9 protein-coding genes and 1 pseudogene are annotated in these 9636 nt (G+C 73.5%); 7 read left to right on the forward strand and 3 right to left on the reverse strand.

The annotated features are described in order from the left end of the window. The first annotated feature begins 33 nt into the window (after positions 1–33). The 4 genes from VR44_RS12150 (at position 34) to VR44_RS12165 (ending at position 4213) form a co-directional block, all read left to right on the forward strand. Entirely contained in the window at positions 34–711 is a 678-nt protein-coding gene (locus tag VR44_RS12150; protein WP_045947464.1) for a macro domain-containing protein, read from the forward strand. Between the two features lie 73 nt (positions 712–784). Beyond that, on the forward strand, positions 785–2440 hold the full coding sequence (locus tag VR44_RS12155; protein WP_045947465.1) for an ADP-ribosyltransferase domain-containing protein: 1656 nt from the start codon (positions 785–787) through the stop codon (positions 2438–2440). Positions 2441–2565: 125 nt separating this feature from the next. Next, complete coding sequence (locus tag VR44_RS12160; protein WP_045947466.1) at positions 2566–3636, forward strand: chitinase; 1071 nt, start codon at positions 2566–2568, stop codon at positions 3634–3636. Positions 3637–3718: 82 nt separating this feature from the next. After that, entirely contained in the window at positions 3719–4213 is a 495-nt protein-coding gene (locus VR44_RS12165) for a zinc ribbon domain-containing protein (protein ID WP_052713567.1), read from the forward strand. Positions 4214–4269: 56 nt separating this feature from the next. On the opposite strand, the gene VR44_RS12170 is transcribed toward VR44_RS12165, so the two are convergent. Beyond that, the gene (locus VR44_RS12170; RefSeq protein ID WP_045947467.1) at positions 4270–5175 is read right to left on the reverse strand and encodes an NAD-dependent protein deacetylase; all 906 of its coding nucleotides are present in this window, start codon (positions 5173–5175) and stop codon (positions 4270–4272) included. Between the two features lie 320 nt (positions 5176–5495). On the opposite strand from VR44_RS12170, the gene VR44_RS12175 reads away from it, so the two are divergent. The 3 genes from VR44_RS12175 (at position 5496) to VR44_RS12185 (ending at position 8260) form a co-directional block, all read left to right on the forward strand. After that, complete coding sequence (locus tag VR44_RS12175) at positions 5496–6212, forward strand: AAA family ATPase (RefSeq protein ID WP_211275056.1); 717 nt, start codon at positions 5496–5498, stop codon at positions 6210–6212. Further along, the gene (locus VR44_RS12180) at positions 6209–6673 is read left to right on the forward strand and encodes a VOC family protein (RefSeq protein ID WP_045947468.1); all 465 of its coding nucleotides are present in this window, start codon (positions 6209–6211) and stop codon (positions 6671–6673) included. Before VR44_RS12175 ends, VR44_RS12180 begins: the two co-directional genes overlap by 4 nt. Positions 6674–7033: 360 nt before the next feature. Then, positions 7034–8260, forward strand: a complete 1227-nt coding sequence (locus VR44_RS12185; RefSeq protein WP_045947469.1) for a hypothetical protein — start codon at positions 7034–7036, stop codon at positions 8258–8260. A gap of 28 nt (positions 8261–8288) precedes the next feature. Here the strand turns inward: VR44_RS12185 and VR44_RS12190 are convergent, their stop codons facing one another. Beyond that, complete coding sequence (locus VR44_RS12190; protein ID WP_045947470.1) at positions 8289–9431, reverse strand: YncE family protein; 1143 nt, start codon at positions 9429–9431, stop codon at positions 8289–8291. After that, a pseudogene (locus VR44_RS12195) lies at positions 9428–9636 on the reverse strand (ankyrin repeat domain-containing protein); the annotation flags it as partial. The gene VR44_RS12190 and the pseudogene VR44_RS12195, both read right to left, overlap by 4 nt.

Below are 9636 nucleotides of genomic sequence, written 5' to 3' on the forward strand. Positions count from 1 at the left end.
CTCAGAGATGTGTATAAGAGACAGGAGTGGACGATGACCGAGAACCGTGTGCTGCCCGGCCTCAGGGTGGTGCTGACCGACGTCAACGAGCGAGTGGTGCAGGCGTGGCGGGCGGCGTTCGCGGACACCCCCGGGATCGAGATCCGCAGGGGTTCGATCCTCGACGAGGACGTCGACGCCTGGGTCACCCCGACCAACTCCCGCGGCCGGATGGACGGCGGGGTCGACGCCGTCATCAAGCGGCACCTCGGAGCCGGCATCCAGCTGCGCGTGCAGCGGGCCATCCGCGACCGGTTCGCCGGGACGCTCCCGGTGGGCAGCGCGGTCTGCGTCCCGTCGGGGGCGACCGTCCCGCGGTACCTGATCTCGACGCCGACCATGGTGGAGTCCTCGCAGAACGTGAGGGACACGCTGAACGTGGCCCTGGCCTGCGCCGCCGCGTTCCAGGCCGTGCACCGGCAGAACCGGCGGGCGCCGGACAGCATCCGGTCGGTGGCGCTGGTCGGGATGGGGGCGCAGACCGGCCGGGTGCCCGCCCGCGTCTGCGCCAACCTGATGTGGACCGGCTGCACCCTCTTCCAGGACCACTGGTTCGAGGACGACGACGAGCTGCGCGCCACGATCACCGCCCAGCTCGACGGCATCGAGAAGGCGCCGGCCGCCGAGCGGGTGCGGATCGTGCCACCGAAAGGGCATTCCTTTCCTGGCTGAAGCCGCCCACGCCACCGGCCTGCCGGCCGGCCCTTCGCACCCCACCAGCTCGACGCCCGGGAGCCCTTCACCCATGAGCAACGACCACGCCGCCGCGCCCCAGCCCGACGCGGGCGACCCGCTCGGCCTGACCGGACTCTTCCAGGGCGGCGGTGAGCCCTGGCTCCCGCTGCTGAAGCCCGTCATCGAGGCACAGCCGGGCGCCGCCCAGTTCATCGGACAGGGCCGCAGCCCGGAAGTCGTCCCGGTCCGCGAGCTGACCTTCCAGGCCCTCAAGCCCCACCCGCCGCAGAAGTGGAAGGTCGTCGTCTTCGGCCAGAACCCCTATCCGCGGCCGGAGAGCGCCACCGGCATCGCCATGTTCGACAACACCTTCAACGACTGGAAGGACAGCCAGTTCGGCAGGGTCGTCAGCATCCGCTGCATCATCAAGGCGGCCGCGATGTGGAAGTACGGCATCGCGAAGAAGACGCCGATCGCCGACGTCCGCGCCCTGCTGAAGGAGCGGGACACGGTCCAGCCGCCGGAGTGGTTCCAGGCGATGCTCACTCAGGGCGTCCTCCTGCTGAACGCCGCCCTCACCGCCAGCGCCGACGGCGCCATGGGTGCCGACCGGCACACCGCGTTCTGGCGGCCCGTCGCCGAACGGATCGTCGAGGAGATCCTCAAGGCCAAGCAGGAAGCCGACGAGGAGGACCGCAGCGTCGTCTTCGCCTGGTGGGGGGCGCACGCCCGCAGCCTGAAGAAGGTCGTCCTGCGGCTGCAGGAGAAGTACCCGGACGTGGAGGTCCGGCACATCGACCACGCCAACCCGGCGGCCCAGGGCGACATCTTCTGCGAGGGCGACCACTTCGCCACGGTGAACGACGCCCTCGCCTCACTGGGCGCCGAGCAGATCGACTGGCTGCCGAGCAAGGGCTGGGACCAGGGCGCCGCCGCAGCCGCGGACGGCGGTGCGGACGGCGATGCGGACGGCGGTGCGGACGGCGGCGTCGCCGCACGCATGGGGGCCTTCATCGCCTCGACCATGGAACTGCACCAGCTGTACCTGGAGCGGCTCACCAGCGTCAAGGACGAGGGCCTCGTCCTCCCGGCCATCACCGGCGTGTTCGACGCCCCGCCGGCCGGCTTCCGCGAGGCGCTCGCACCGGTCGCCGAGGTGCTGCCCGGCCTGGGCCGCCACATCGACCGCTCCCACGAGTTCGGCAAGCGGCGCGCCGACGAGACGGCCGGCGCCGGCCGGCTGTCCGCCGACGCGATCGCCGCGCTCTACCTCTACACCTGCGAGTCCGCCTTCTACCGCGAGATCAACGTCGTCCTCCGCTCCCCGGACCGGAGCAGACTGGAGCCCTACCTCCCTTACCTGAGGCTGCTGTTCTCGGCGGTCTCGGAGCTGCCCGCCCACACCCGCCCGCTGTGGCGCGGCGTATCGCTGGACCTGCGGGCCCAGTACCCGGTCGGGGGGACGGTGACCTGGTGGGGCGTCTCCTCGTGCACCTCGGAACTGAGCGTGGCCCGTGCCTTCCTGGGCAGCCGCGGCAAACGGACCCTCTTCGAGGTCACGCCCGCCCGCGCTGTGGGGATCCGCAGCTTCTCGGCCTTCACCGGCGAGGAGGAGTACATCCTCGCGCCGGGCACCCAGCTCAGGGTGACGGACGTGAAGACCGAGCGCGGCGGCCTCTGCACCGTCAGGCTGACCGAAGCGGAGGCAGGCCCCCTCGTCTCCTGACGACACCCTTGACAGATGGTCTGGACCAAATCACCGTGGAGCGCACCACACCGCGCACGCTCCTCACTCCGGCCTGCCCGCCTCCCCGCCCGTCCGGGCGGGGAGGCGCGAAGGGAGCACCCCACATGCCCCGTCGGACCATCCGCCTCCTCGGACCGGGACTCGCGCTCGCCGCGCTCCTGCTGAGCCCCTTACCCGCCACGGCGGCCACCCCGCCGTCCGCCGTCCCCAGCGCCCCCGACACCTGCGCCGTCCGGCCGAAACCCTCCGGCAAGGTCCTCCAGGGATACTGGGAGAACTGGGACGGCGCCGCCAACGGTGTCCACCCGCCCCTGGGCTGGATCCCCCTCACCGACAGCCGCATCCGCGGCCACGGATACAACGTGGTGAACGCCGCCTTCCCGGTGATCCTCTCGGACGGCACCGTCCTGTGGGAGGACGGGATGGACAGCACCGTGAAGGTGCCGACCCCCGCCGAGATGTGCCAGGCCAAACAGGACGGCCTCACCGTGCTGATGTCCATCGGTGGAGCCGCGGCCGGCATCGATCTCGGCTCCACCGCCGTCGCCGACCGCTTCGTGGAGACGATCGTCCCCCTCCTGAAGAAGTACAACTTCGACGGGATCGACATCGACATCGAGACCGGTCTCGTCGGCTCGGGGAGCATCACCCAGCTCTCCCCGTCCCAGGCCAACCTGATCCGCATCATCGACGGGGTGCTCGCCCGGATGCCGGCCGGCTTCGGCCTCACGATGGCCCCCGAAACCGCCTACGTCACCGGCGGCAGCGTCGCGTACGGCTCGATCTGGGGCGCCTACCTGCCCATCGTCAAGAAGTACGCGGACAACGGCCGCCTGTGGTGGCTGAACATGCAGTACTACAACGGCAGCATGTACGGCTGCGGAGGGGACTCCTACGCGGCGGGAACCGTCGCGGGGTTCAAGGCGCAGACCGACTGCCTCGACCGCGGCCTCGTCGTCCAGAACACCACCGTCAGGGTCCCCTACGACAAGCAGGTCCCCGGCCTGCCGGCCCAACAGGGCGCCGGGGGAGGCTACATGGCCCCGGCCCTGGTCGCCCAGGCGTGGAACTCCTACGGCGGCCGGCTCAAGGGACTGATGACCTGGTCCCTCAACTGGGACGGCTCCCGGAACTGGACGTTCGGCGACAACGTCAGGACCCTCCAGGGCCGCTGAACCGGCCGATGGTCCCGTGCCGGGGTCGTCGGTGCGGGATCATGGGCGTGGAACGCCGGCCGGACCTGGAGGGGACCTCTTGATGGAGGTGGAGCGCACGCCGCAGACGGCGACCGTCGCGGGGCTGCTCGCGGCGGCGGTCGAGGGGCAGGGCGGGGCGCTGTGGCGGCTGCTGGGGGCCGACCGGCAGCTCGACGCCAATCTCGTACGCCATCTGCCCGGGGCCGGGGGAGCACCGTCCACCGAGGACGCCGTGGACGTCATGATGGTCGTCGTCTCGGGCACGGGCGTCCTCACCCTGGACGGCGAGCAGTCGCACCTGTCCCCGGGATTCCTCGCCCTGCTGCCGCGCGGCGCCGTCCGGGCGCTGCTGGCCGGTCCCCAGGGCCTCGTCGTGCTGACCGTCCACCGCAGGCGCCGCGGCATGAGCATCGCGCCGGCCACACCGGTCGCCGAGCCCCCGGCGTGCGCCCTGCACCTGGTCTGCGCCCGCTGCCATCGGCACGCGATAGAGGCCGACGCCCGCTACTGCTCCGGCTGCGGTACCCGGCTGGCCCGGCGGCCCAAGGGTGGATGAACTCCGGCGGCCCTTCCGCGCCGGTCCTCCGGCTGGGCTGCCCTCCGCCCGCCCGGTCAGTCCGCCGCACCGCCGAGGCCGTCGACCGGGACGCCCAGCCGGGCGGCCACCGTGGTGAGGGCCGTCCCCAGCGGCAGCGCGACCCGGGCGACGGCCTGCAGGTCGCCCCGGGTCCGGTCCCGGTTGACGATCAGCACGGGCTTCCCGGCGTCCGCCGCCTGCCGGACGAACCGGAGCCCCGACATCACCGTCAGCGAGGAGCCCAGCACCAGCAGTGCGGCCGCCTCCCGCACCAGCTCCCGGCAGTGCTCGACGCGCCGCGGCGGAACGGATTCGCCGAAGAACACCACGTCGGGCTTGAGGACGCCGCCGCAGACCGCGCAGGGCACCACACGGAAGTCCGCGACCTGCTCCTGGGTGAGGTCGGCGTCACCGTCCGGGTTGATCCCCGCGGCCACCGGCTCGAAGCCGGCATTGGCCTCCTCCAGCCGGTGCGCCAGCTCGCGGCGCGGGCTGAGGGCGCCGCAGGACAGGCAGACGACCCGCTCCAGGCTGCCGTGGAGCTCCACCACGCCCTCACTGCCGGCGGCCTGGTGCAGACCGTCGACGTTCTGGGTGATCACCCCCGACAACAGGCCGTGACGCCCGAACGCCGCCACGGCCCGGTGCCCGGCGTTGGGCCGGGCCCGGCCGAAGGTGCGCCAGCCCAGATGGCCGCGCGCCCAGTACCGCTGCCGGGCCCCGGCGCTCGCGGTGAACTCCTGGTACGTCATCGGGGTGTGCCGGCTCAGGCTCCCGCCCTCGCCGCGGTAGTCGGGGATGCCCGACTCCGTGGAGATCCCCGCTCCGCTGAGCACCAGCACACCGCCGGCGCGCAGCGCGTCGGTGACCGGCTGCAGGTCCGTGGTCCCCGGGGGCAGGTCCGCCGCGGGGGTCCAGTCCAGGGTGGGGCGCATGCGCATGTCTCCAGGGTACGGACCCGCGCCCGGAAACGGGCTCCGATCGGTTCCCGGCGTGCAGCCGGGGGAGCCGCAGTCTGATGCCCCATCAGCTCGGGACCGGGGACGCCACGCATTGCGCTTTGCACAATCCAGTCATTTCCATGACCCTCCCTTGCGGGGGGCGTGCGCGATGGTGTCGGCCGGGGGACGGATAGGGTCGACGGGGGCCCGGCACCGCCGTCGCGGCGGCCGTCGCCCGATGCCACCGGGGCGCGTGCCCCACCATCCGACATGGAGCCGAAGACGATGTACGGTCCGCTGTGCCCGAGGCCGGCCCTGACGTGAAGAACGCGAACTCCGCCCTGGAGCCCGGACGTCGGGACGTCCGCCGGATCGCCCCGCGAGGCGTGGTCGACCTGCGGGGCCGTACCGACGCCGGTATATGCCTGTCCTACCCGCGGGACGCGGTCGTCGTCGTAGCCGGCCTCCCGGGCAGCGGGAAGAGCACCCTGCTGCGCGCGTGGGCCCCCTCGGGAACCGTCCTGGATCCGCGTACCACGCGCGCCGCCTGCGAGGCGCTGATGCCGGGCTGGCTCCCCTATGCCGTGTACCGGCCCCTGGCGCGGCTGCACCACATGCGCGGGATACGCAGGGCGATGCGGGGGACCGGCCCCCTGTTCATACACGACTGCGGCAGCCGGTCCTGGTTGCGCCGGTGGCTCGCCCACAGCGCCCACCGGGCCGGGCGGCAGGCGCACATGGTCCTCCTCGACGTCGGGGCCCGGGAGGCGCTCTCGGGCCAGTACGCCCGCCGGCGCCTGGCGCCGCCCCGGGTCTTCGCCACCCACGAACGGGGCTTGGCGGCCCTCCTGTCCGGCATCGAGGAGGGCGGCCCGGCGGGAGCCGCGGGATTCGCCTCGCTGGTCCTCCTCGACCGCCGGCTGCGCGACACCTCGCCCCGCGCCAGGTTCACGGAACCGCCCGGATCCGTCGGCGGTTCCCTGAAGGACGGACACGTCCGGTCGACCGCGTCCGACGGCCGAGGACGGCCCACATGACCACGGAACCCACCCGGCCGGAACACGGGGCGCTGCACCACGTCGAGATCTGGGTGCCCGACCTGGAACGGGCCGTCGCCTCCTTCGGGTGGCTGCTGGAAGCCCTGGGCCACACGCCGTTCCAGTCCTGGGCCGACGGCCGGAGCTGGCGGCTCGGCGCGACCTACCTGGTCCTCGAACAGTCCCCCGCCCTCACCGCGGGCCGGCACGACCGTCGCCGGCCGGGACTGAACCACCTGGCGTTCCACGTCGAGGACCACCACACCGTGGAGGCGCTGGCCCGCCGGGCGGCCGGGCACGGCTGGACCCTGATGTTCCCCGACCGCCACCCGCACGCGGGCGGGGAACGGACCTACGCCGCCTACCTGGAGAACGCCGACGGCTTCGAAGTCGAACTCGTCGCCATCACCGCACCCGGTGCACGCGGCAGTGACACGGCCCCTCCGGCACCCCACAATTGACCTGAACCAGGCGGTCGGGGGAGGCGCTGATGGGTCGGGCTCTGCGTATCGGCATACCGGTGGCCGTCGTGGCCCTGCTGGCCTGCGCGCCGCTGTACGCCCCGTACTACACCACCGTCCTGGTGTGGGAGCTGCGCAAGCTCTTCGCCTGGCTGGCCCTGCCGCTGCTGGCCGCGGCGCTCGTCGCCCTGGTGTGGGCCGTGCAGTGGCTCGTGCGCAGGCGGCGCGGCAAGGGCGCCGCCGGGGCGGGCGGGGTGGCGGGGGCCCTCGGCTGCCCTCGGCTGCCTGGGTGCCGTCGCCGGCCTGGCACTCGCCGTCGCGTGGCTGATCTACGGCGCCTATCTGGAGGACCGCGCCTACATGCAGGCCACGCAGGTCGTGACCGAGCCGGTGCCCGAACTGGCGCCCCGCGCCCCCTACCTCGTCGGCAAGGCGCAGGCCGCCCCCCACCTGGGCGATGTCACCGGCGAGATCGCCGACATCACCTATCTGCCCGACTCGGACCGGTTCGCCACCCTCGTCGAGCGGAGCGGCTGGCTGTCCGGGTACGAGGTCGGACTCGTGCAGGACGTTCCGCTCGGCGGCACCAGCCGCTCGCAGCAGCGCTGTGCGTTCGACGTGGACGTGGCGGACGCACGCATCAGCGGCTGGTACGGCCACAACCTGGGCCGGAAGATCTCCGAGCAGAAGCGCTGGGTCCGCTTCGAGGCCGACGACGCCTACGTGACCTGCTCGGGCGACACCCCCGTCGTGGTGGTCCCCCTCAAGCGCCAGACCGGGATCCTGACCGTGACGGAAAGGCCGGCCGGGGTCGCCCTCTACAACGGCCGCACGGGGAAGATCACCTTCACCGACGACACGGACACCGTCCCCGGCCCGTCCTACCCGCTCAGCCTCGCCGCCCGGCAGCGGGAAGCGGTGGCCGCCGTCGGCGGCTTCACCGACTGGTGGTTCGAACGCAGCGGCTGGGACGCGTCGGAGGACGGCGCGAACGAGGGGAACGACTCCGAGTTCACCCTCCGCTACGGCGATTCGAGCGGACGCAGCGTCTACGTCACCCCGCTCACACCGCAGGGCGAGGCCAGCTCGGTGGTCGCCGTCTCGACGGTGCCGGCACGCCACCGGGGCACGCGGCTGGCACCCCTGACCGTCCACCGGCTCGACCCGACCTGGTCCTCGCCGAAGGCGATCGTCGCGCTGATCAAGGCCGAGTACCGGGACGTCTGCTGCTACAACGACGACCAGGTGTTCGAGGTGGTCCCCACCGGCGGCACCACCTGGACCGCCACGATCGGCAGCGAACAGGACATCCGCTACCGGGTGGTCGGCAGGGGCCAGGTCGGAGGCCGCGAGGCGACCTGTCTGGCGGCCGCCGACGGAACACTGATCCGGTGCGCGTACGCGGCGCCCGGCTCACCGGAGGAGCAGGAGCTGAAACGGCGGGAAGAGCAGAAACAGAAGGACAAACCCCGGGCCGCCCCACCCGACCTCGGGGACCTCACCGCCTACACCCCCGAGCAGCTGGCCGAACTCAACCGCCGGATCGGCGAGGAGATCAACCGCCGGCTCAAGGGAGGCCAGAGCTGAGGACCCCCGGCGCGGGCCGCGGGGACGGCTACAGCACGGCGATGCCCAGGGGGCGGGCGCCGGCCGGGAGGCGGCGGGTGGCGCCGCCGGCCAGGTCGACGACGGTCAGCCCGTTCCAGTAGCCGTCCCGGGTGTAGCCGCCGGTGACGTACGCCGTCCGGCCGTCGCGAGAAACCGCCACGGCCTCGTGCGGGCCGTCCAGCGGGTACACGCGCTCGGCGCCGCCCGGGGAACGCACGGTGAGCGAGGGGCCCTTGCCCTCCTCCACCGCCCCGGTGCCCACGACCAGCAGCCGGCCGTCGGGGGTGAGCGCGGTGCCGTGCTGGTGGGTGTCGGCCGTCATCGGTTCCACCGCGACCGAACCGCTGCGGGGGTCCACCACGGCCAGCCGTTCCCCCTCGAACGGCAGCAGCAGCCGGCCGTCCCCGGGGCGGACCACCGCGTAGTGCGGCTTGAGCCAGGAGCCGAGGCCCCCCTCCGTGCCGTACGGGGCCACCTCGATCCGGCGCGCCGCGAGGGTGCCGGCGTCGACCACCGTGACGTCGAAGGAGTCGTGGCCGGTCACGTACACCTCGCCGCCGTCACGGGCGACGTCCACGTCGAACGGCCGGCGGCCCACCGGCACGGTGGCGGTGACCTCGCGGGCCGCCGTGTCGATCACCTCCAGCACGCCCCGGCCGCCCGGGACGTTGACACCGACGTAGGCGCGCGAGCCGTCCGGGGAGAGGGCGATGCCCATGCCGCCGCCCCGGTACTCACCCGTGCCCGCCGGACCCGTGCGGGTGGTGTACGGAACCAGGGCCACCCGGGTGCGGGCCCGGGTGTCGACGGCCGCCACGCCCTCCGCGGTGGCCACCCAGGCGAGGCCGTCCGGGCCGACGGCCAGCCCGTACGGGGCGGTGCCGACGGTGACGGAGCCGACCGGGCCGCGCCGGGGATCGACGAAGGTCACGGTGTCGGCCCCGAAGTCGGCGACGAGCAGGGTCCCTTCGGGGGTGGGGAGGCCGCCGGGCAGCGGTGTCCCGCTCGGCGCGGGCGCGGCGGAGGCCCGGCCCTCGCCGTTCCCGTCCCCGGCCGTGGTGCAGCCGGCCAGCAGCGCGACGAGGGCCGGCCCGACGGCCAGCAGCACCCGGGCCCGCCGGCCCGGCCCGCCCCGGAGCCGGCCGCTCACGGCGTACTCCGGTGGTCGTGAGCCTCGTGGCCCTCGTGACCGGACCGCTCCTGCGCGGCCTGCAGGAGCAGGGCCAGGCCGTCGAAGCCGCGCCGTGCGGCGTGCTCGTACGCCGTCACCCCCTTGGAGTCGGCGAGCCACGGGTCGGCTCCGGCGGCGAGCAGCAGCCGGACGACCTCCTCGTGCCGGTCGCCGCCGTCGCCGA

The organism is Streptomyces katrae (assembly GCF_000966975.1).
GTDB lineage: Bacteria > Actinomycetota > Actinomycetes > Streptomycetales > Streptomycetaceae > Streptomyces > Streptomyces katrae.

Bases quoted from the DNA above. Each gene is read 5' to 3' on its own strand.
- VR44_RS12150 (WP_045947464.1), top strand. From the start codon at position 34: ATGACCGAGAACCGTGTGCTGCCCGGCCTCAGGGTGGTGCTGACCGAC.
- VR44_RS12155 (WP_045947465.1), top strand. From the start codon at position 785: ATGAGCAACGACCACGCCGCCGCGCCCCAGCCCGACGCGGGCGACCCG.
- VR44_RS12160 (WP_045947466.1), top strand. From the start codon at position 2,566: ATGCCCCGTCGGACCATCCGCCTCCTCGGACCGGGACTCGCGCTCGCC.
- VR44_RS12165 (WP_052713567.1), top strand. From the start codon at position 3,719: ATGGAGGTGGAGCGCACGCCGCAGACGGCGACCGTCGCGGGGCTGCTC.
- VR44_RS12170 (WP_045947467.1), bottom strand. From the start codon at position 5,175: ATGCGCATGCGCCCCACCCTGGACTGGACCCCCGCGGCGGACCTGCCC.
- VR44_RS12180 (WP_045947468.1), top strand. From the start codon at position 6,209: ATGACCACGGAACCCACCCGGCCGGAACACGGGGCGCTGCACCACGTC.
- VR44_RS12185 (WP_045947469.1), top strand. From the start codon at position 7,034: ATGCAGGCCACGCAGGTCGTGACCGAGCCGGTGCCCGAACTGGCGCCC.